Raw genomic sequence first — 22438 nt, forward strand, 5'->3', positions numbered from 1 at the left:
TCCTTCCTTCCCCTACGCCTCCGGCAGGGCTTCTACGCCGTGGGCGTCCCGCCCCGTTCGGCGAGCCCAGGGAAGGCTACGCTCCCGCCGCGCCACCGCACCGCCCGGACCGCCGCCTCCCGCAGCGCACCGGCGGCCTCCCGCCGCCGCTCGCCGGCACTGGCCCGCACCAGGTCGGAGTAGACCCCGGCGACACGTTCCTCCAGGTCGGCGGCGAGCCGCACCGCAGCCGCCGCGTCCGGCACCGGGAACGGCAGCGCGTACCCGGCCGCCGCGGCGACCGGCCGCGCGCCGCGGTCGCGCACCTCGCGCACCAGGGCGTCACGCCGCGCCCGGTGCGTGTCGTACGCCGCCCGGGCCTCCGCACGCCGGTCAGTGCCGATCCGGCCGCCGACGACGCCGTAGCCGTAGACGGCGGCGTGCTCGGCGGCCAGTGCCGCCTGGAGCGCCCTGATCACCTCGTTGCCGGTCATGCGGCCCCCTCCGTCAGCAGGAACGCGTGCGCCGCCCCGGCCGCCGCCACGGAGGCCAGCAGCCGCGCCAGCTCACCGTCGACGCCGACCAGCTCGGCGGTGCGCCGGTCGGCCAGCTCCCGCTCGGCGGCGGCGAGCTGCGCCAGCGCCTGCGCCGGGGTGCCGGGCACGGCGGGCGACGCGGACACCGACGCCGGGGGAGCCCCCGCCGCCGAAGGCGACTGCGATGGCGGCTGCGACGGCGAAGGCGACACCGCCGGGCTCCCGGACGCCGTGGGCGCTCCCGCCCGGCTCCCGGCACCCGCGGCCGTCCCGCCGAACGCCTCCCCGTGCCGTACGACCTCCGCCCGCAGCGGCCCGAGCCGCGCCGCCAGCGCCGGATGGGCGGCGAGCACGGCGTCGTAGCGCGCGACCAGCCCCGCGCTGTCCCGCGCAGCACGCGCGCGTGTCCGCTCGCTGAGCGACGGACTGCCGCCGGTGCCCCCGTCACCGTCCCCGGAACCGCCGGAGCAGCCGGTGACGAGCAGGGCGCCCGCGGCGGACGCGGCGAGCAGGGTTCTTCGGCGCGGCCCCGAGGGCAGGCGCGGCGGAGGGAACGGCACGGCAGTCGTCCTCAGGGAACTCGTACGAGCGGGACCGGCGGGCACACGGCCCGTGATCACCGTACCCGCGCCCTCCTCCACCACCACCCATCGGCACCACCGACCACCCATCAGCACCCCCCACTGCCTTCGGACGCCCACGCACCGCCCCGCCCCGCCCCCACTCTCCGCCCCCGCCGTCCCTCGCCACCCGCCCCCACCGTCCGCCGGCCCCCCGCCCCTCCACCGACCACCCTCGGCCCCCGGCAACACCGACCACCCCTCGGCCCCCGCCCCGTCCCGCCAGCCACGCACCGGCACCGTCCGTGCACAGGTGGACGGCATCACCGCCCGGGACCGGATACCCTTTGACCTGACACGCGACCCATCCCACAACAGCACACGCGGCCGAGGAGTCACCCGGATGAGCACCACCCACCACGAGAGGCTGCGGGAACTGCTGGAACCGCTCGTCACTTCCGAGGGCCTGGATCTCGAAGAGATCGCCGTGGACTCCGTCGGACGGAAGCGTGTGCTGCGCGTCGTCGTGGACTCCGACACCGGAGCCGACCTGGACCAGATCGCCGATGTGAGCCGTGCGCTCTCGGCGAAGCTCGACGAGACCGACGCGATGGGCGAGGGGGAGTACACCCTCGAGGTCGGCACCCCGGGCGCGGAACGCCTCCTCACCGAGCACCGGCACTACGTGCGTGCCACCGGCCGGCTGGTGAAGTTCCAGCTGGCCGAGGACGGAGAGCTGGTCGCGCGGATCCTTCAGGTCGACGACGAAGGACTCGACCTCGAGGTGCCCGGGGTCAAGGGACGCAAGGCCACCACCCGCCGCATCGCCTTCCCGGAGATCGAGAAGGCCCGCGTGCAGGTGGAATTCAGCCGCAAGGACAAGAACGAGAACGCAGAGGAGGCGTAGCCGTGGACATCGACATGAGTGCCCTGCGGGGCTTGGTCCGGGAGAAGGAGATCTCCTTCGACCTGCTGGTCGAGGCGATCGAATCGGCCCTCCTCATCGCCTACCACCGCACCGAGGGAAGCCGCCGACACGCGCGCGTGGAGCTCAACCGGGAGACCGGGCATGTGACCGTGTGGGCGAAGGAGGACCCGGACGACCTCGAGGAGGGGCAGGAGCCCCGCGAGTTCGACGACACCCCCTCCGGCTTCGGCCGGATCGCCGCGACCACCGCCAAGCAGGTGATCCTGCAGCGCCTTCGGGACGCGGAGGACGACGCCACGCTCGGCGAGTACGCCGGCCGCGAGGGCGACATCGTCACCGGCGTGGTCCAGCAGGGCCGCGACCCGAAGAACGTGCTGGTCGACATCGGCAAGCTGGAGGCCATCCTGCCCGTGCAGGAGCAGGTCCCCGGTGAGACCTACCCGCACGGCATGCGCCTGCGGTCGTACGTCGTACGGGTGGCGAAGGGTGTGCGCGGTCCGTCCGTCACGCTCTCGCGCACCCACCCCAACCTGGTGAAGAAGCTGTTCGCGCTGGAGGTCCCGGAGATCGCCGACGGATCGGTCGAGATCGCCGCGATCGCCCGTGAGGCCGGCCACCGCACCAAGATCGCCGTCCGCTCCACCCGCTCGGGCCTGAACGCCAAGGGCGCCTGCATCGGCCCGATGGGCGGCCGGGTGCGCAATGTCATGGGCGAGCTGAACGGCGAGAAGATCGACATCGTCGACTGGTCGGACGACCCGGCCGAGATGGTGGCGAACGCGCTGTCACCCGCACGGGTGTCGAAGGTCGAGATCGTCGACATGTCGACCCGCTCCGCCCGGGTGACCGTCCCCGACTACCAGCTCTCGCTGGCGATCGGCAAGGAAGGCCAGAACGCCCGGCTCGCGGCCCGGCTCACCGGCTGGCGGATCGACATCCGGCCGGACACCGAGCAGACCGCTCAGCCGGACGAGCAGCACGCCGGGGAATAAATACCGGCCGTCGGCCGCTGAGATCACGACAGGTTGACGTCGGGTAACTGTTCGAACCCTGCCCCAAAGGGGTGAGGTGCGTACGGGGAGGTAGACTTAAGGGTGTCTGGCCGGACACGGGACCGAGCATGCCCTGAACGCACCTGTGTGGGGTGCCGGGAACGAGCGGCCAAGACGGAGCTGGTGCGCATCGTGGCGATCAAGGACGAGTGTGTTCCTGATCCACGCGGTACGCTGCCCGGCCGGGGTGCTTACGTGCACCCCGCCCTGGTCTGTCTCGATCAGGCGGTACGCCGCCGGGCGTTCACGCGGGCACTGCGCGCCCCGGGAGCGCTCGACACAAAGGCGTTGCGTCAGTACGTCGAGCAGGCAACAGTTGCCGAGCAGGCAACACGGTAAGAAGACGTGCCGCACGGCACCCCGTGCGGTGTAGGTACCTCGCGAGTCGAAAGCAGGTCGAGATTGCGATGAGCACTCGATGAGTACGCGATGAGTACGCCCATGAACTAGCGACGGTCCGGCATCACCCGGACCTCAAAGGAGCGAAGTGGCTAAGGTCCGGGTCTACGAACTCGCCAAGGAGTTCGGTGTCGAGAGCAAGGTCGTCATGGCCAAGCTCCAGGAACTCGGTGAATTCGTCCGTTCGGCGTCTTCGACGATCGAAGCGCCTGTCGTACGCAAGCTGACCGACGCCTTCCAGGGAGGTGGCTCCGGCAAGTCCGGCAAGCCCGCCGCTCCCAAGAAGGCCGCCCCCAAGCCCGCCGCGCCCTCCCCGGCGCAGGCGGCACGTCCCGCTGCACCGGCTGCTCCCAAGCCGGCCGCCGCCCCCAAGCCCGCGGCGCAGCAGCCCGCGGCCCCGTCGGCGCCCGCGCCGGCCCAGGGCCCGCGTCCCGTGCCCGGCCCGAAGCCCGCGCCGCGTCCGGCCCCGGCCGCCCCGGAGTTCACCGCTCCGCCGGCCGCCCCCGCCGCTCCGCAGGCTCCGGCCGCCCAGGGCCCGCGCCCCGGTGCGCGTCCCGGTGCCCCCAAGCCCGGCGGCGCCCGTCCCGGTGCTCCCGGTCAGGGCCAGCAGGGCCAGCGTCCCGCCGCCGCTCAGGGCGGCGCGCGTCCCGGCGCCGGCGCTCCGCGTCCGGGCGCCCGTCCGGCCGGTCCCCGCCCGGGCAACAACCCCTTCACCTCCGGCGGCAACGCCGGCATGGCGCGCCCGCAGGCTCCCCGCCCGCAGGGTGCTCCGCGTCCCGGCGGTCCCGGTGCTCCCGGCGGCGGTCCCCGTCCGCAGGCCCCCGGCGGCCAGGGCGGCGGTCCTCGTCCGCAGGCTCCGGGCGGCGCCCGTCCGACCCCGGGCGGCATGCCTCGCCCGCAGGGCGCAGGCCCCGGCGGTCCGCGTCCCGGCGGCCCGCGTCCCAACCCCGGCATGATGCCGCAGCGTCCCGCTGCCGGCCCGCGTCCCGGCGGCGGTCCCGGCGGTGGCCGAGGCCCGGCCGGTGCCGGCCGGCCCGGCGGTGGCGGTCGTCCCGGTGGCGGCGGCTTCGCCGGTCGTCCCGGCGGTGGCGGTGGCGGCGGCTTCGCCGGCCGTCCCGGTGGCGGCGGTGGCGGCGGCGGCTTCGCCGGTCGTCCCGGCGGTCCCGGTGGCGGCGGTGGCCGTCCCGGCTTCGGCGGCCGTCCCGGCGGTCCCGGTGGCCGTGGTGGCACGCAGGGCGCCTTCGGCCGTCCCGGTGGTCCCGCGCGTCGCGGTCGCAAGTCGAAGCGGCAGAGGCGCCAGGAGTACGAGGCCATGCAGGCCCCGAGCGTCGGCGGCGTGATGCTGCCGCGCGGCAACGGCGAGACCATCCGTCTCTCCCGCGGCGCGTCGCTCACCGACTTCGCGGAGAAGATCAACGCCAACCCGGCGTCGCTCGTCGCGGTCATGATGAACCTCGGCGAGATGGTCACGGCCACGCAGTCCGTCTCCGACGAGACGCTGCAGCTCCTCGCGGGCGAGATGAACTACCAGGTTCAGATCGTCAGCCCCGAGGAGGAGGACCGCGAGCTGCTCGAGTCCTTCGACATCGAGTTCGGCGAGGACGAGGGCGACGACGAGGACCTGGTGGTCCGTCCGCCGGTCGTCACCGTCATGGGTCACGTCGACCACGGCAAGACCCGACTGCTCGACGCCATCCGCAAGACGAACGTCATCGCGGGCGAGGCCGGCGGCATCACCCAGCACATCGGTGCCTACCAGGTCTCGACCGAGGTCAACGACGAAGAGCGCAAGATCACCTTCATCGACACCCCGGGTCACGAGGCGTTCACCGCCATGCGTGCCCGTGGTGCGAAGTCGACCGACATCGCGATCCTGGTCGTCGCGGCCAACGACGGCGTCATGCCGCAGACGGTCGAGGCGCTCAACCACGCCAAGGCGGCCGACGTGCCGATCGTGGTCGCGGTCAACAAGATCGACGTCGAGGGTGCCGACCCGACCAAGGTGCGCGGTCAGCTGACCGAGTACGGCCTGGTGGCCGAGGAGTACGGCGGCGACACGATGTTCGTCGACATCTCCGCCAAGCAGGGTCTGCACATCGACAGCCTCCTCGAGGCCGTCGTCCTCACCGCCGACGCCTCGCTCGACCTGCGGGCCAACCCGAACCAGGACGCGCAGGGCATCTCGATCGAGTCCCGCCTCGACCGCGGCCGCGGTGCCGTGGCGACGGTCCTCGTCCAGCGAGGCACCCTGCGGGTCGGCGACACGATGGTGGTGGGCGACGCCTACGGCCGCGTGCGCGCCATGCTCGACGACAACGGCAACAACGTCGCCGAGGCCGGCCCGTCGACGCCGGTCCAGGTCCTGGGCCTGACCAACGTCCCGGGTGCGGGTGACAACTTCCTCGTGGTCGAGGAGGACCGTACGGCCCGCCAGATCGCGGAGAAGCGCGCCGCCCGCGAGCGCAACGCGGCCTTCGCCAAGCGCACGCGCCGTGTCTCGCTCGAGGACCTGGACAAGGTGCTCAAGGCCGGCGAGGTCCAGCAGCTGAACCTGATCATCAAGGGTGACGCCTCTGGTTCCGTCGAGGCCCTCGAGTCCTCCCTGCTCCAGCTGGACGTCGGCGAAGAGGTCGACATCCGCGTCCTGCACCGCGGCGTCGGTGCGGTCACGGAGTCCGACATCGACCTGGCGATGGGCTCCGACGCCATCGTGATCGGCTTCAACGTCCGTGCGGCAGGCCGCGCGGCGCAGATGGCCGAGCGCGAGGGTGTGGACGTCCGGTACTACTCGGTCATCTACCAGGCGATCGAGGAGATCGAGGCGGCCCTCAAGGGCATGCTCAAGCCGGAGTACGAAGAGGTCGAGCTCGGTACGGCGGAGATCCGCGAGGTCTTCAAGTCGTCCAAGCTGGGCAACATCGCGGGTGTTCTCATCCGCTCCGGCGAGGTCAAGCGCAACACCAAGGCCCGCCTCATCCGCGACGGCAAGGTGGTCGCGGAGAACCTCAACATCGAGGGTCTGCGTCGCTTCAAGGACGACGTCACCGAGATCCGCGAAGGCTACGAGGGTGGTATCAACCTCGGAAACTTCAACGACATCAAGGTCGACGACGTCATCGCGACGTACGAGATGCGCGAGAAGCCGCGGGTGTAACGCCCACGGTGCGTGCCGGCCGGCGGGACCGAGTGTCCCGTCGGCCGGTGCGCCGTTTGCGGCCCCTTCCCACGGTCCACGGAGCGCAATATCCGTCGATCGTGCGGGCCGTGTCGTTGTACGGTTCTTGATGTCCCCGGCCGCACGGCCGCGGGGCCATCGATCCCGTACCGGCGGGTGAACCGGTTACACACATGTACGTGGGGACGCTGTCCTTCGACCTCCTCCTCGGCGACGTCCATTCGCTCAAGGAGAAGCGCTCCGTCGTCCGCCCGATCGTCGCCGAACTCCAGCGCAAGTACGCCGTGAGTGCGGCCGAGGTGGACCACATCGATCTCCACCGGCGGGCGATCATCGGCCTCGCCGCGGTCTCCGGTGACGCGGGGCACCTCACCGACGTACTCGACCGGTGTGAACGGCTGGTCGCCGGCCGCCCCGAGGTGGAGCTGCTGTCCGTGCGGCGGCGGTTCCACGGCGAAGACGACGACTGACCAACACGAAACGCAAGCAGAGAAAGAACGGGAGACGGACCAGTGGCCGACAACGCGCGGGCGAAAAGGCTGGCGGACCTCATCCGAGAGGTGGTGGCCCAGAAGCTGCAGCGCGGGATCAAGGACCCGCGGCTCGGCTCGCACGTCACCATCACGGACACCCGGGTCACGGGCGACCTGCGGGAGGCGACCGTCTTCTACACGGTGTACGGCGACGACGAGGAGCGCAAGGCGGCGGCAGCCGGCCTGGAGAGCGCCAAGGGCGTCCTGCGCTCGGCCGTCGGCGCGGCCGCCGGGGTGAAGTTCACGCCCACCCTGACCTTCGTGGCCGACGCCCTTCCGGACACCGCCCGGAACATCGAGGACCTGCTCGACCGGGCCCGCCAGTCCGACGAGAAGGTGCGCGAGGTCTCCGCGGGCGCCACCTACGCCGGTGAGGCGGACCCGTACCGCAAGCCGGGCGAGGACGACGACGAGACGGACGACGCCGCCGAATGACCAGCAAGCCCACCCCGCCCGACGGCCTCGTCATCGTCGACAAGCCGTCGGGTTTCACTTCGCACGACGTGGTCGCCAAGATGCGCGGGATCGCCAGGACCCGCCGCGTCGGCCACGCCGGCACCCTCGACCCGATGGCGACCGGTGTGCTCGTCCTCGGCGTCGAGAAGGCCACCAAGCTCCTCGGCCACCTCGCGCTGACCGAGAAGGAGTACCTGGGCACCATCCGCCTCGGGCAGACCACGATCACGGACGACGCCGAGGGGGAGCTGACCGCCTCCACCGACGCCTCCCACGTCACCCGGGACGCCGTCGACGCCGGCGTCGCCAAGCTGACCGGCGAGATCATGCAGGTGCCGTCCAAGGTCAGCGCCATCAAGATCAACGGCGTGCGCTCCTACAAGCGGGCCCGCGAGGGCGAGGAGTTCGACATCCCGGCCCGCCCGGTGACCGTCTCCTCCTTCGCGGTGTACGACGTCCGCGAGGCCGTCGCCGAGGACGGCACCCCGGTGCTCGACCTGGTCGTCTCCGTGGTCTGCTCCTCCGGCACCTACATCCGCGCCCTGGCCCGCGACCTCGGCGCCGACCTCGGCGTCGGCGGCCACCTCACCGCCCTGCGCCGCACCCGGGTCGGCCCCTACAAGCTGGACGCGGCCAAGACCCTGGACGAGCTCCAGCAGGAGCTGACCGTGATGCCGATCGCCGACGCCGCGGCCGCCGCGTTCCGCCGCTGGGACGTGGACGCGAGGCGCGCCCGGCTGCTCGCCAACGGCGTCCGGCTGGAGATGCCGGACGAGTACACGGACGCCGGTACCGTCGCCGTATTCGGACCGGAGAACCGGTTGCTCGGCCTGGTCGAGTCGCACAAGGGCAAGGCCAAGAGCCTCGCCGTGTTCGCCTGACCGAGGCTGAACGTCCTGCCCGTGGAGCGGCGGTCACGGGGTGCTCGCTGCCGCCGCTCCACGGTCCCCCCTCGGTTCCCCCACCCCTAGGGTGTATCCAGCGCCCCCGGTCCAATCACCCGTCCGGGCAGGCGCTCGGAGTGAACCGGGGGAGTGCAGGGGGGCGCGTTCATCACGCCGTCTGTCCCGCCGATCACCCCGCGCCTACCGTCGAGGCAAGGGGCACAGGCGGGAGGTACGACCATGGCGGGACGGGGCCCGCGGGACCGTTCCCGGCACACGAGCGACACTCCACCTGCGACCGGCCCCGACGCGGCCCTCGTCCGCATCCGCGACCTGGCCGGACGCCCCCGCGGCCTCGGTTTCGCCGCCGACCACCACGGCACCGTCGTCACCAGCCACGAGGCCGTCGACGGTCTCGCCCGCCTCGCGCTGTACGGCGCGGACGACCGCAGCTGCGTCGTCACCGCCGACGCGGTCACCCCGCTGCCCGAGCAGGGCCTCGCCCTCGTGCGCACCGACGGCCTCGGCACCGATCCGCTCCCCCTCACCGTCCGGGACCGCGTCGAGACCGGTACCTACGTCCGGCTCCCGGCCGGGTGCTGGCGCGAGGCCCGCCTCCTCGGCGCGACGAGCGTCACCTACACCGCCACCGACCGCTTCCACGTCCTCGACGACGCCCTGGAACTGGCGATCGGCACCTCCGGGCAGGACGCCCTCCGACTGGGCGGCGGCGCCGCCGGCGCCCCGGTGCTCGACACCGGCACCGGCGCCGTGATCGGCGTCGTCGGCACCGCGCTGCGCGCCGGCCACCGGGACTGCGGGTTCGCCGTACCCCTGCGGCCCGCCCCGGCCGGCCCGCTCGCCGAGCTCCTCGCCCGCAACGCGGCCACCGTCCCCGCCTACGGAGCCGACCTGAACCTCGCCGGCGTCCTCGAACTCACCGCCACCTCGGCCGGCTCCGACGGCCCCCGCCCCTTCGCGCCGCCTCCCGTCGAACGCGCCGGTCCGGCAGGGGAGTTCGCCGCCTTCACGGCCGGCCCGGCCGCCGTCCTCGCCCTCGTCGGAGCCCCCGGCAGCGGCCGTACGACGGAGCTGGCGGTCCTCGCCGAGCGACGGCACCGCGGCCCCGACCCCGCGCCCACCCTGTGGCTGCGGGGCGCCGATCTAGCCGCCGACGACACCTGCGTGGCCGACGCGGCCGGCCGTGCCCTCGCCCGGGCGGCGCGCATCGTCGCCGCCTCGCGCGCCGCACAGGGTCCGGGCGAACCCGGTCCCGAGCGGGTGGCCCGCCTCGCCCGGGACGCCGGGCGCCCGCTGCTCCTGCTGCTGGACGGCCCCGAGGAGATGCCGCCCGTCCTCGCACACCGGCTGGGGGAGTGGACCGCCGGCACGGCGGAGTGGCTGGAGCGGACGGGCGCCCGGCTGGTGGTGGCCTGCCGGGCGGAGTACTGGGAGGAGGCCGGGGCGTGCTTCCCGCCCCGGCTGCTCCACGGACGCCCCGCGCCTGGGCTGCCGCCCTGCGTCCGCCTCGGCGACCTGACCGACGAGGAGGCCAGGCTCGCCCGCGCCCGCCACGGCATCTCCGACGGCCTCCTCGCCGACGCCGACGCCCGTCACCCCCTCACCCTGCGCCTGCTGGCCGAGGTCCGCACGGCTCTGACGGCACCGCCGCCTTCGCCCTCCCCGTCTCCGTCCCCCTCTTCGTCTCCCGGCACCGGCGAAGGCCGTGCGGCCCCGGCGTCCGGCGCCGCGGGGAGGGGCTCCCCGGCCTGGGCGTCCGGCTGCGCGCGCACCGGCTCGCCGCCCGCGGCGTCCGTCGCCCCGGGCGGGGGGCCCTCGGAGCCGTCGCCCGCCGTGCGTGTCGACCGGCACGACGTGCTGGCCGCTCATCTGGACCTGATGTGCCTGCGCATCGCCGTCCGGCTCGCCGCCGGGCGCGGGCTGCGCGGCACGGGGGTGCGACGGCTCGCCGCGAAGGTCGCGGGGCAGGTCCACGAGGCGGCCCGGCGCAGCCTGGGGCCCGGCCAGGGCGAGCTGGACCGGCCCTCCTTCGAGGCCGTCTTCCCCTGGGGACCGGCCCCGGCCGCCCTCGGCGGCGGCACCGGCTGGGCCTCCGCCGTGCTCACCGAGGGCCTCCTCGTCCCGGCCGGCGACGGCTACCGCTTCGCCCACGAGGAACTCGCCGACTACCTCCACGGCATCCACCTCGACCTCGACACGGCCCTGCGCGCCCTCGTGCACCGCACCGACGCCCACCCCCTGCCCGTGCCGCGCCACCGCATCGGCCCCGTCGTGCAGGCCCTGCTCCTGCTGGAGCGCCAGCAGGGCCCGCACGCCCTCGCGGCGCGCCTGGCCGGGCTGCTCGGCACCCTCGACGCCGACCCGGAGTCCTGGTGGGCCGCCCACCTGCTCGCCGAAACCCTGCCGCGTGTGCCGGACAGCACCCGGCACCTCGCCGTGCTGCGGGGCATCGCCGACCGCATCGCCGAGCGACGGCTCGCGCCGACGTGGTTCGGGCCGGCCTTCTGGACGTCCCTCGCGCTGGACCCGCCCGACCTGCTCGACCTGCTGCGCCGGCTCGTCCTCGCCGACCCCGCCCCGCACGACGGCGCGGCACCGCGGTTCCTGGACACGGCCGCGCAGTTGCTCGCCGCCGACCCCACCGCCGTACAGCGGCATCTGGTGCGGTGGTTCGACGACGGGCGGTCGCTGCCCGCGACCCCGCACGCCACCGTCGCGTCCGCCGCGCAGGCGCTGCTGCACACCCACCGGCACCGCGCGCTGGACGACCTCACCGAGGCCCTGGTGGACGCGGCCCACCCGCGCGCCGAGGAATTGCTCGGCGCGCTCGCCGAGGAGGAGCCGTCCGCGCTGTGCCGGGCCGTCGACCGCTGGGCGCACGACGACCGGCCCGCACGCCGGGCAGCGGCCGTGACCTACGGACTGCGGGCCGTCCCGCACGTACGCACCGACGCCGACCGCGCGCTGCTGCGCTACGCCGCCGTCGCCCTGCTCACCGACACCGCCCTGCACGTCTGTGCCCTCGCCCTCCTCGTCCGCGACCCGCACAGCCGCGCCCGCCACCTGCCCCACGCCGTGCGCCACTTCACCGACGGCGACCGGCAGCTGCCGCCCGCCGCCCTGGCCGCCGCCCTGCCCACCCATCCCGACGAGGTCCTGGAAGCCTTCCGCGCCCGGCTGCTCACGGCCGCGCCGCACGACGCGGGACGGATCCTCGCCGCGCTCGCGGACGCCGCGCCGCCCTCCCTGGCCTGCCGTGTCGCCGACGTCCTGCGGGACGCGGTGCGGCGGCGGCCCGAGGCATTGGCGGAGTGCCTGGCCGGTTACGCCTCCCGCCGCCTGGCCCAGGGCGGCGACGCCCGTCCCGTGCTGTTCCCGCTGCTCACCGGGCTGCTCAGGGACGGCCCCGACCGGGTGCGCACGGCCCTCGCCACCGTCCTCGCCGACCCCGGCGCCCCGGTCTCCGCCGCGCTCCGCCGCGACCTGCGCGACATCCTGCTGGCCCACGAGAGCGACCCGGCCGTGCTCGACACCCTGCTGCGCGCGGCCGTCCCCACGATCACCGGCGACGAACAGCGTGCCCTGGTCCAGCGCGTCGGCCTGCTCCTCGTCCGCACCCCCGAGGGCGCCGCCCGCTACGACCGGGCCCTGGTCGACCTGGCCCGCCACGTCACCGGCTTCGCCACCCGTCTGACCGGCTGGCTCACCGCCGCCCCGGCCGACTGGGCCGCCCTCGTCGGCCCCGGCGCCCGGCGCACGATCGAGCAACTGGCCGGCGTCCGGGTCCCCGCGTGAACCGGCCCTCCGGCAGGCCCGGCGGCGTGCAGCCGGTCACAGCGATGATGCCGATGCAGGCAGGGCGGGCGCGGCATGGCACCCTTAGACCTGCGTAAGGACGTAGACACGGACACGGGTTCGAGGAGCGGTCACAGTGCAGCGCTGGCGTGGCTTGGAGGACATCCCCCAGGACTGGGGGCGCAGCGTCGTCACCATCGGCTCCTACGACGGGGTGCACCGGGGCCATCAGCTGATCATCCAGCACGCCGTGGACCGCGCTCGCGAGCTCGGCGTCCCCGCCGTCGTCGTCACCTTCGACCCGCACCCCAGCGAGGTCGTCCGCCCCGGCAGCCACCCGCCGCTGCTCGCCCCGCACCACCGCCGCTGCGAGCTGATGGCCGGGCTGGGCGTGGACGCGGTGCTGATCCTGCCGTTCACCGCCGAGTTCTCGAAGCTGTCGCCGGCCGACTTCGTCGTGAAGGTGCTCGTCGACAAGCTGCATGCCAAGGCGGTCGTCGAGGGCCCCAACTTCCGCTTCGGCCACAAGGCCGCGGGCAACGTGGAGTTCCTCGCCGAACAGGGCAAGGTGTACGACTTCGAGGTCGAGGTCGTCGACCTGTACCTGTCCGGCGAGGTGGCCGGCGGACAGCCGTTCTCCTCCACGCTGACCCGCCGCCTGGTCGCCGAGGGCGACATGACGGGTGCCGCCGAGATCCTCGGCCGCCCGCACCGCGTGGAGGGCGTGGTCGTGCGCGGCGCCCAGCGCGGCCGCGAACTCGGCTTCCCCACGGCCAACGTCGAGACCCTCCCGCACACCGCGATCCCGGCCGACGGCGTCTACGCCGGCTGGCTCCACGCGAACGGCGAGGTGATGCCGGCCGCGATCTCCGTGGGCACCAACCCGCAGTTCGACGGGACCGAGCGCACGGTGGAGGCGTACGCCATCGACCGCGTCGGGCTCGACCTGTACGGCCTGCACGTGGCCGTGGACTTCCTGGCCTTCGTGCGCGGTCAGGCGAAGTTCGACACGCTCGACGCGCTGCTGGAGCAGATGGCGCAGGACGTGAAGCGCTGCCGTGAGCTGGTGGCGGGGTCGCAGCCGCCGCGCTGACCCCCGACGACGCCGAAGGGCGGCCGGTGCCTCATGGGCACCGGCCGCCCTTTCTCATGGCCTGCGACTACGGCCGCCCGCCGGCCGCCTGCCGCGACTACTGCTGGGGCGGGGCCGGGGGCTGCCCGGGGTACCCCGGCTGTCCGGGCTGTCCGGGCTGGGGCTGCGGGTAGCCGTAGCCGGCGGGCGGATAGCCGGGCTGCTGCGCGGCCTGTTCCGGCTGACCGGGCTGACCCGGCTGCCCCGGCTGGGCCGCCTGTGGGTCGGGCGCCTGGGCGGGCACGCCGGGCTGTCCGGGCTGGGGGTAGGGCTGGCCCGGGTACGGCTGTGCCGGCTGGGCGGCCTGGGGGTACGGCTGCTGGCCCGGCTGCGGGGCGGCCTGGGGGTACGGCTGACCGGGCTGGCCCGGCTGACCGGGGATCGGCTGGCCCGGCGCGGGCTGCCCCGGCATCGGCTGCCCGGGGAAGGGCCGGCCCGCGACCGGCGGCGGCCCGGGGTAGGGGTGGTCCGGAGCCGGCTGTCCGGGATACGGCTGACCCGGAGCCTGCTGGCCGGGGATCTGCTGACCGGGGTACGGCTGGTCGGGAGCCGGCTGGCCCGGGTACGGCTGGCCGGGGACCTGCTGTCCGGGGTACGGCTGGCCCGGGCCCGCCTGGCCCGGGAACGGCGGGGCGGCCACCGGCGGCGGGTTGCCGTCGCTGGTCCACAGGCCGTGCGACTGCTGGTGCCGGACGAAGTCCTCGGCGACCATCGCCGCGAGGTTGAAGTACGCCTCCCGCACCTTTGGCCGCATCATGTCGAGGTCGACCTCGGCGCCGGCGGACAGATGCTCGTCGAACGGCACCACGATCACCCCGCGGCAGCGGGTCTCGAAGTGCGCCACGATGTCCTCGACCTTGATCATCTTGCCGGTCTCGCGGACCCCGGAGATGACCGTGATGGACCGGGAGACCAGCTCCGCGTACCCGTGCGCGGACAGCCAGTCCAGCGTCGTACTGGCGCTGCTCGCGCCGTCCACGGACGGCGTCGAGATGATGATCAGCTGGTCGGCGAGGTCGAGCACGCCGCGCATCGCGCTGTAGAGCAGGCCGGTGCCGGAGTCGGTGAGGATGATCGGGTACTGCTTGCCGAGCACGTCGATGGCGCGCCGGTAGTCCTCGTCGTTGAACGTGGTCGACACGGCCGGGTCCACGTCGTTGGCGATGATCTCCAGACCGGACGGCGCCTGCGAGGTGAACCGCCGGATGTCCATGTAGGAGTTGAGGTACGGGATCGCCTGGACGAGGTCACGGATGGTGGCCCCGGTCTCCCGGCGCACCCGGCGCCCGAGGGTGCCCGCGTCCGGGTTGGCGTCGATGGCGAGGATCTTGTCCTGCCGCTCGGTGGCGAGGGTGGAACCCAGCGCGGTGGTCGTGGTCGTCTTGCCCACGCCGCCCTTGAGGCTGATGACCGCGATCCGGTAGCAGGACAGCACCGGCGTGCGGATCAGGTCGAGCTTGCGCTGCCGCTCGGCCTCCTCCTTCTTGCCGCCCAGCTTGAACCGCGAACCGCCGCCGACCGGACGGGTGCTCTTCGCCTTCTGCTTCTTGGAGTTGAGCAGCCGGTCGGAGGACAACTCCACGGCGGCGGTGTACCCGAGCGGCGCACCGGGATGCGTGGGCTGCCGCTGGTCATGCTGCATGGGCTGCGGCCAGGCAGCCCCGAGCCGCGGATCGACCGGAGGCTGGGGGGCCTCCGGGACCTGCGGGGCCTGGGCAGCTTGGGGCGCCTGCGGGACCTGGGCAGCAGGGGCGTCCGGCGTGCCGGGGTACGCCTGGCCGGGGTGACCGGGGTGACCGGGGTGACCGGGGTGACCGGGCTGGTCCGGGTGAGCGGGCGGCTGGGGGAAGCCGTAACCGCCGCTCTGGGCAGGCGAGTTGGGAGCAGCGGACTGCTCCGGCTGCGCACCGGGGTGCGGGAAGCCGTACCCGGCGGGCGGGTTCGGCGCGGAGGCGGGTGCCTCGCTCTGCGGGAGGCCGTAACCGCCGCCCGGCTGCGCGGGGTTGACGGGCTGCGCATCCGGTGCCGGCGGGGCAGGCTGCGCATGGGGAGCGGGCATGCCGGGCTGGGGGAAGCCGTAGCCGGCGGGCGCTTGCGGGGGAGTGGGCGCGGGGGCCGCCGTGGGCTGCGGGAAGCCGTAACCGGCGGGCTGCTCGGGCACGTTGGCCTGCGGCGCGGCGGCGGGCTGCGCGTTCGGCAGGGGCGGCGGGAAGCCGTAACCGGCGGGCGGGTACGGCTGGCCGGGCTGCGGCGCGGCGGGGGTGTTCCAGCCGCCGGGAGCGGGCTGCGGCTGGGGCTGCGCGGGCCACTGAGCCGCCGGGGCGGGCGCGGCGGGCTGATACGACGGCGGCAGCGGAGGAACACCGGCCTGCGGAGGCGACGCAGGGGTCCACTCGGCAGGCGGCGCATCCTGCGGCTCCGGGGCCGCGGCGGGAACCGCTTCCCGCGGCTCGCCCGCCACGTCGGCGGCCGGTACGGCGTCGGCGGGCTCCTCGGCGGAGGGCGCCGCGTCGGCGGACTCGGCCTGCGCGTCCTGCGCGTCCTGCGCGGGAGTATCGGCGGGGGAGTCGTCGGACTCACCGGAATTGCCGGAAGCGACCGCGTCGGCGTCCGCAGCGGCCTCGTCGACGGACTCAGCGGACTCAGCGGATTCGGGGGACGTCTCGCCGACGACCGTGTCGGTGTCGTCCCGCGTTCCGTCGGCGACGGACGGCTCGGTCTCCTCGGCCTCGGCATCCGCGCGGCCGTCCTCATCGGCTGCCGCGCCGGCGCTCTCGTCAACCGCTTCGGCGCTCTCGTCCGAGGCGTCGTCGCGACCCTCGCCGCGCTCCTCTCCGTCGGACCGTTCGTCGGGCGCGAAGTCAGGCTCGACTGCGGCCTTGTCCTCGGCCTCGATCTCGTCCTTGCCCTCGGACGCAACCTCGGCCTTGTCCTCTGCCGCGCTCTTGTCCTCTCCCGTGCCCTTGTGCTCGGCGTCGGTGTCGGCGTCGGCCTGGACGGTAGCGGCGTGTTCGGCGATCTGCCGCTTCAGGGCGACCGCCGAGAAGCGCATGGTGGCACCGCTCTGGATGTCCCCGTTGCCGAACTCGGCACCGGCGTCACCACCAGAGACGGAAGGCGTGTCGGCCGAGGCCGAAGACGCGTCGGCCGAACCACCCGTCTCCACCGAACCGGCCGCAGGAGCCGCCGAGGCCCCCCACTGCGCCTGGAACCCCGGAACGGGAATGTTCGGCACGGCGCTGGGCGACGCGGGATCGGCGGACGGCGCCGGAGCGGCGGCCGGCGTCTCCGGCTGTGCCTGCTCCGGTTCCGGCGCGGTCTGAGGCCGCTGCGGCTCGAACCCGCTCCCCACCGGAAGCTTGGGCACGGCCACCGGGCTGCCGTGGGGCGGCGGCGGAGGCGGCGTGTACGCGGCCCCCGGAGCCGGAGCCGGAGCCGGAGCCGGAGCCGGAACGGGCGCGGGCGGCGTGTAAGGAGCCGGCGCCGGCGGAGGCGGAGTGAAGGACGCCCCGGACCCACCGGCGGCGTGCGGCGGCGGCGTCAGCCCGGGCAGCGGAACGTTGGGAACGGCCGCCGGCCCCGAGGCCGTACCGCTTCCCGACGCCCCCGGCGTCCCCGGCGCCCCGGACGCACCGGAACCGGACGCACCGGCCCCCGCCCCCGAGCCCCCGGCCCCTGACCCCCCGGACGCGTTCTGCGTGTACCAGGCAGGCGGCGCGTAGTCGATGGTGAACTCGCCCGTCGTCTCGATGGCGGACTCCGCGTCGGGCTGGTCGTCGCCGGGCGTGGCCCAGCCCCCGCGGTTCCCGTCCCGATCGCTGCTCACAGTTCCTCCTGGTGTGGTCGAGCACCCTCGAGCCGTGCCGGGGCGACCATTTCTTGTCGTTCAAGTGGTCCGAAATACAACGAGGTCGTCCGATCAGCGGCCCTCCCCCTGTGACGCAGACGCCGGTTCCACGGGTTCTGACGTCGCGCCGGTCCCAGCCTAATCACCAGGTACCCCACATCGTCAGACCCGTCCGCCGCCAGGCGTCGGTCCCGGACGCCCCACACGGCCGCGAAACGGTCGTACAGGAAGGCGTTTTGGTCGCAAATCGGTCAACCTGTGCACCACGGTGGGCATGTGACGCCTCGGGAGGACCGCGGCACAAAAAAAGGGGGCGGCACCTACCTGTGCCGCCCCGCGTCGGTCCACCGTCACCCGGCGTCCGCCGCCCCGCCCTCCCGTGCCGGCTCCAGATCGAACTCACCGTCGCGCGCACCGAGCACGAAGGCGCGCCACTCCGCCTCCGTGTAACGCAGCACGGTGTCCGGGTCCAGGGAGGAGCGCATGGCCACGGCTCCGCCCGGAAGGTAGGCGATCTCGACGCGCTCCTCGTGCCCCTCGGTGCCCGGCGCGCTGTGCCACTCGGCGCCGGAGATGTCGAGTGCGTACAGTTCGTCCCGCTCCCGCTCCTTGCGCGCCTTGATCTCTTCTGCCGACTCGGCCATGCCCCACCGGCCCCTTCTTAGAGGTAGGAACGATCAGTGGCCTCACCCTAGTGGCCGCGCGTCCCCCGTCCGGGCGGTTCCGGGACCTGGCGGAAGGCCCCTGCCTGTGCCTGGTACCCTGAGTGACGGCCGTATGTGTACGCACCCCCGGAAGCCCTCGCGGGCCCTGGTGGTCGCGCTCAGCGGATCCCCGCCTCCCGAGTCGTGGAAGGTCCCCCGAGATGCAGACCGGGGGCACTCGGTGGCAATCACAGTATCGAGGAGTACGCGTGTCGCTCGACGCCGCTACGAAGAAGCAGATCATCACCGAGTTCGGCCAGAAGGAGGGCGACACCGGCTCCCCCGAGGTCCAGGTCGCCATGCTCTCGCGCCGGATCTCGGACCTGACCGAGCACCTCAAGACCCACAAGCACGACCACCACTCCCGTCGTGGTCTGCTGATCCTGGTCGGTCAGCGCCGTCGCCTGCTGCAGTACCTCGCCAAGAAGGACATCCAGCGCTTCCGTACGCTGGTCGACCGCCTCGGCATCCGCCGTGGTGCGGCGGGCGCCAAGTAAGACGCCGTGAAGGGAGCGGTTCCCTGGGAAAGGGGGCCGCTCCCTTTGCTGTACGTGCGCACTGTCACTGCCCCTTTGTAGTGTGGTAGCACAACGCAATACGTACGACACCGCGTGATAGGCCCGCCCACGGAGGGTAGGGGCTGATCACGCAAGACGAAGAGGAGAAGCGCACCACGCCGCCGCCGGTCCTCGGTAGTGGCCCCCGGGACAGCGAATCCCGGGTGCTTCGATCGAAGACCGGCCCGCACCGCACGGAGCGCTTCTCCGCCACCGTCCCCCCGCCACACGGGCGAGGAGGGACGAGGACGAGGAGAAATCACTAGTGGAGAACGAGACCCACTACGCCGAGGCCGTCATCGACAACGGCGCCTTCGGCACCCGCACCATCCGCTTCGAGACGGGCCGCCTGGCCAAGCAGGCCGCCGGCTCCGCCGTGGCGTACCTGGACGACGACACCATGGTGCTGTCGGCCACCACCGCCTCCAAGAACCCCAAGGACCAGCTCGACTTCTTCCCCCTGACGGTGGACGTCGAGGAGCGGATGTACGCCGCCGGCAAGATTCCCGGCAGCTTCTTCCGCCGTGAGGGCCGGCCCTCCGAGGACGCGATCCTCACCTGTCGCCTCATCGACCGCCCGCTGCGCCCGTCCTTCAAGAAGGGCCTGCGCAACGAGATCCAGGTCGTGTGCACGATCATGGCGCTCAACCCCGACCACCTGTACGACGTCGTGGCGATCAACGCCGCGTCCGCGTCGACGCAGCTGGCCGGCCTGCCCTTCTCCGGCCCGATCGGCGGCGTCCGCGTCGCGCTGATCGGCGGCCAGTGGGTGGCCTTCCCGACGCACACCGAGCTCGAGGACGCCGTCTTCGACATGGTCGTCGCGGGCCGCGTCCTGGAGGACGGCGACGTCGCGATCATGATGGTCGAGGCCGAGGCCACCGAGAAGACCATCAAGCTGGTCGAGGGCGGCGCCGAGGCGCCCACCGAGGAGGTCGTCGCCGCCGGTCTGGAGGCTGCGAAGCCGTTCATCAAGGTGCTCTGCAAGGCGCAGTCGGACCTGGCGTCCAAGGCCGCCAAGCCGGTCGGCGAGTTCCCGATCTTCCTGGACTACCAGGACGACGTGCTCGAGGCGCTCACCGCCGCGGTCAAGCCCGAGCTGGCCCAGGCGCTCACCATCGCCGGCAAGCAGGAGCGCGAGTCCGAGCTGGACCGCGTCAAGGGCCTCGCCGCCGAGAAGCTCCTGCCGGAGTTCGAGGGCCGCGAGAAGGAGATCTCCGCCGCGTACCGCGCGCTGACCAAGCAGCTGGTCCGCGAGCGCGTGATCAAGGAGAAGAAGCGCATCGACGGCCGTGGGGTGACGGACATCCGTACCCTCGCCGCCGAGGTCGAGGCCATCCCGCGCGTGCACGGTTCCGCGGTGTTCGAGCGTGGCGAGACCCAGATCCTGGGCGTCACCACCCTCAACATGCTCCGCATGGAGCAGCAGCTGGACACCCTCTCCCCGGTGACCCGCAAGCGGTACATGCACAACTACAACTTCCCGCCGTACTCCACCGGCGAGACCGGCCGCGTCGGCTCCCCGAAGCGCCGCGAGATCGGCCACGGCGCCCTCGCCGAGCGCGCCCTCGTGCCGGTGCTGCCGGCGCGCGAGGAGTTCCCCTACGCGATCCGCCAGGTCTCCGAGGCGCTGAGCTCCAACGGCTCGACGTCCATGGGCTCGGTCTGCGCCTCCACCATGTCGCTGCTGAACGCCGGTGTGCCGCTGAAGGCCCCCGTCGCCGGTATCGCCATGGGTCTGATCTCCCAGGAGATCGACGGCGAGACGCACTACGTCACCCTCACCGACATCCTCGGTGCCGAGGACGCCTTCGGCGACATGGACTTCAAGGTCGCCGGCACCAAGGAGTTCGTGACCGCCCTCCAGCTCGACACCAAGCTGGACGGCATCCCGGCCTCCGTCCTGGCCGCGGCCCTCAAGCAGGCCCGCGACGCCCGCCTCCACATCCTCGACGTGATGATGGAAGCGATCGACACGCCGGACGAGATGTCCCCGAACGCCCCGCGGATCATCACGGTGAAGATCCCCGTGGACAAGATCGGTGAGGTCATCGGCCCCAAGGGCAAGATGATCAACCAGATCCAGGAGGACACGGGCGCCGAGATCACCATCGAGGACGACGGCACCATCTACATCGGTGCCGCCGACGGTCCCTCGGCGGAGGCCGCCCGCGCCACGATCAACGGCATCGCCAACCCGACGATGCCCGAGGTCGGCGAGCGCTACCTGGGTACGGTCGTGAAGACGACCACCTTCGGTGCGTTCGTCTCCCTGATGCCCGGCAAGGACGGTCTGCTGCACATCTCGCAGATCCGCAAGCTGGCCGGCGGCAAGCGCGTGGAGAACGTCGAGGACGTCCTCGGTGTGGGCCAGAAGGTCCAGGTCGAGATCGCCGAGATCGACTCCCGCGGCAAGCTCTCCCTCGTTCCGGTGATCGAGGGCGAGGACGGCGACGAGAACGCGAAGGACGACGCCGACCAGTGACGTCCCGTGGCTTCAAGGCGACGGCCCGCACCTCCTCGGAGGCGCGGGCCGTCGCCCGTACCCAAACCCTCATCAAGGGCGAGAACGGCATCGGCACGGTCCGCAGGACCACCCTCCCCGGCGGTCTGCGCATCGTCACCGAGACCCTGCCGTCGGTCCGCTCCGCCACCTTCGGCATCTGGGCGCACGTCGGCTCCCGCGACGAGACCCCGGCCCTGAACGGCGCCACGCACTACCTGGAGCACCTGCTCTTCAAGGGCACGAGCCGCAGGTCGGCGCTGGACATCTCCTCCGCCCTCGACGCCGTCGGCGGCGAGATGAACGCGTTCACGGCCAAGGAGTACACGTGCTACTACGCGCGTGTGCTCGACACCGACCTGCCGCTCGCCATCGACGTGGTCTGCGACATGCTGACCGGCTCCCTGATCCTCGAGGAGGACGTCGACGTCGAGCGCGGCGCGATCCTCGAAGAGATCGCGATGACCGAGGACGACCCGGGCGACTGTGTGCACGACCTGTTCGCGCACACGATGTTCGGCGACAACCCCCTCGGCCGCCCCGTCCTCGGCACGGTCGACACGGTCAACGCCCTCACCGCCGACCGCATCCGCCGCTTCTACAAGAAGCACTACGACCCGACCCACCTGGTCGTCGCCTGCGCCGGCAACATCGACCACAACAAGGTCGTACGGCAGGTCCGCGCCGCGTTCGAGAAGGCCGGCGCCTTCAAGAGCGACGACGCCCAGCCGATCGGCCCGCGCCAGGGCAGCCGCAGCATCCGCGCCGCCGGCAAGGTCGACCTGCTGAACCGCAAGACCGAGCAGGCGCACGTCGTCCTCGGCATGCCGGGCCTGGCCCGCACCGACGACCGCCGCTGGGCGCTCGGCGTGCTCAACACCGCCCTCGGCGGCGGCATGTCCTCCCGCCTCTTCCAGGAGGTCCGCGAGAAGCGCGGCCTGGCCTACAGCGTGTACTCCTACACCTCGGGCTTCGCCGACTGCGGGCTGTTCGGCGTGTACGCCGGCTGCCGGCCCTCGCAGGTCCACGACGTGCTGCGGATCTGCCGCGACGAGCTGGACCACGTCGCCGAACACGGTCTGTCCGACGACGAGATCGAGCGGGCCATCGGCCAGCTGCGCGGCTCCACCGTGCTCGGTCTGGAGGACACGGGTGCGCTCATGAACCGCATCGGCAAGAGTGAGCTGTGCTGGGGCGAGCAGATGTCCGTCGACGACATGCTGACCCGGATCGCGGCGGTGACCCCGGACGAGGTCCGTTCCGTCGCCCGCGACATCCTGGGCCGGCGTCCGTCGCTGTCGGTCATCGGCCCGCTGAAGGACAAGCAGGCCGCGCGGCTGCACGACGCGGTCGCATGAGTCACCTCCGTTAGCACCT

The 22438-nt window shown here is 73.2% G+C and carries 16 protein-coding genes and 1 pseudogene; 12 read left to right on the plus strand and 5 right to left on the minus strand.

All coding sequences use genetic code 11. From position 1 onward, the window contains the following. Positions 1 to 32: 32 nt before the first annotated feature. Complete coding sequence (locus tag ACZ64A_RS35720; RefSeq protein ID WP_469816099.1) at positions 33 to 473, minus strand: ferritin-like domain-containing protein; 441 nt, start codon at positions 471 to 473, stop codon at positions 33 to 35. Beyond that, on the minus strand, positions 470 to 1075 hold the full coding sequence (locus ACZ64A_RS35725; protein WP_469816100.1) for a hypothetical protein: 606 nt from the start codon (positions 1073 to 1075) through the stop codon (positions 470 to 472). The genes ACZ64A_RS35720 and ACZ64A_RS35725 overlap by 4 nt, the downstream gene beginning before the upstream one ends. Before the next feature lie 403 nt (positions 1076 to 1478). Here ACZ64A_RS35725 and rimP point away from each other — a divergent pair, with 403 nt between their 5' ends. The 9 genes from rimP (at position 1479) to ACZ64A_RS35770 (ending at position 13411) form a co-directional block, all read left to right on the plus strand. Next, on the plus strand, positions 1479 to 1982 hold the full coding sequence (rimP, locus tag ACZ64A_RS35730) for a ribosome maturation factor RimP (protein WP_469816101.1): 504 nt from the start codon (positions 1479 to 1481) through the stop codon (positions 1980 to 1982). Between the two features lie 2 nt (positions 1983 to 1984). After that, the gene (gene nusA, locus ACZ64A_RS35735; protein WP_469816102.1) at positions 1985 to 2995 is read left to right on the plus strand and encodes a transcription termination factor NusA; all 1011 of its coding nucleotides are present in this window, start codon (positions 1985 to 1987) and stop codon (positions 2993 to 2995) included. 102 nt (positions 2996 to 3097) lie between these two features. Beyond that, positions 3098 to 3394, plus strand: coding sequence for a YlxR family protein (locus ACZ64A_RS35740; RefSeq protein WP_469816103.1), 297 nt, complete (start codon positions 3098 to 3100; stop codon positions 3392 to 3394). A gap of 148 nt (positions 3395 to 3542) precedes the next feature. Next, positions 3543 to 6608: a translation initiation factor IF-2 gene (gene infB / locus ACZ64A_RS35745; RefSeq protein ID WP_469816104.1), complete on the plus strand. Its 3066-nt coding sequence runs from the start codon at positions 3543 to 3545 to the stop codon at positions 6606 to 6608. Positions 6609 to 6802: 194 nt separating this feature from the next. Then, the gene (locus ACZ64A_RS35750) at positions 6803 to 7099 is read left to right on the plus strand and encodes a DUF503 domain-containing protein (protein ID WP_469816105.1); all 297 of its coding nucleotides are present in this window, start codon (positions 6803 to 6805) and stop codon (positions 7097 to 7099) included. Between the two features lie 42 nt (positions 7100 to 7141). After that, positions 7142 to 7597, plus strand: a complete 456-nt coding sequence (rbfA, locus tag ACZ64A_RS35755) for a 30S ribosome-binding factor RbfA (protein WP_361638705.1) — start codon at positions 7142 to 7144, stop codon at positions 7595 to 7597. Further along, positions 7594 to 8499 (plus strand): tRNA pseudouridine(55) synthase TruB, encoded by a 906-nt coding sequence (gene truB / locus ACZ64A_RS35760; RefSeq protein ID WP_469816106.1) that lies wholly within the window; start codon positions 7594 to 7596, stop codon positions 8497 to 8499. The genes rbfA and truB overlap by 4 nt, the downstream gene beginning before the upstream one ends. 243 nt (positions 8500 to 8742) lie before the next feature. Then, positions 8743 to 12318 carry a trypsin-like peptidase domain-containing protein gene (locus ACZ64A_RS35765; RefSeq protein WP_469816107.1) on the plus strand — a complete coding sequence of 1192 codons (3576 nt, stop codon included), beginning with the start codon at positions 8743 to 8745 and terminating at the stop codon, positions 12316 to 12318. 136 nt (positions 12319 to 12454) lie between these two features. After that, positions 12455 to 13411: a bifunctional riboflavin kinase/FAD synthetase gene (locus ACZ64A_RS35770; protein WP_469816108.1), complete on the plus strand. Its 957-nt coding sequence runs from the start codon at positions 12455 to 12457 to the stop codon at positions 13409 to 13411. Positions 13412 to 13508: 97 nt separating this feature from the next. On the opposite strand, the gene ACZ64A_RS35775 is transcribed toward ACZ64A_RS35770, so the two are convergent. From ACZ64A_RS35775 to ACZ64A_RS35785, 3 genes and pseudogenes are all read right to left on the minus strand, one after another. Next, positions 13509 to 16817, minus strand: coding sequence for a MinD/ParA family ATP-binding protein (locus tag ACZ64A_RS35775; RefSeq protein ID WP_469816121.1), 3309 nt, complete (start codon positions 16815 to 16817; stop codon positions 13509 to 13511). Between the two features lie 330 nt (positions 16818 to 17147). Then, positions 17148 to 17276 (minus strand): annotated as a pseudogene (locus ACZ64A_RS35780) (SCO5717 family growth-regulating ATPase); the annotation flags it as partial. A gap of 371 nt (positions 17277 to 17647) precedes the next feature. After that, positions 17648 to 17941 (minus strand): DUF397 domain-containing protein, encoded by a 294-nt coding sequence (locus ACZ64A_RS35785; RefSeq protein ID WP_469816109.1) that lies wholly within the window; start codon positions 17939 to 17941, stop codon positions 17648 to 17650. 269 nt (positions 17942 to 18210) lie between these two features. Between ACZ64A_RS35785 and rpsO the strand changes: the two genes are divergently transcribed. The 3 genes from rpsO to ACZ64A_RS35800 all read left to right on the plus strand — a co-directional run bounded on the left by rpsO (position 18211) and on the right by ACZ64A_RS35800 (position 22419). Next, positions 18211 to 18498 (plus strand): 30S ribosomal protein S15, encoded by a 288-nt coding sequence (gene rpsO / locus ACZ64A_RS35790; RefSeq protein WP_067301615.1) that lies wholly within the window; start codon positions 18211 to 18213, stop codon positions 18496 to 18498. A 325-nt stretch (positions 18499 to 18823) separates the two neighbouring features. After that, positions 18824 to 21043, plus strand: a complete 2220-nt coding sequence (locus ACZ64A_RS35795; protein WP_469816110.1) for a polyribonucleotide nucleotidyltransferase — start codon at positions 18824 to 18826, stop codon at positions 21041 to 21043. Then, positions 21040 to 22419 (plus strand): M16 family metallopeptidase, encoded by a 1380-nt coding sequence (locus ACZ64A_RS35800; protein ID WP_469816111.1) that lies wholly within the window; start codon positions 21040 to 21042, stop codon positions 22417 to 22419. The genes ACZ64A_RS35795 and ACZ64A_RS35800 overlap by 4 nt, the downstream gene beginning before the upstream one ends. Positions 22420 to 22438: the final 19 nt, after the last annotated feature.

The sequence above is a fragment of the Streptomyces sp. NPDC104814 genome (genome assembly GCF_055583185.1).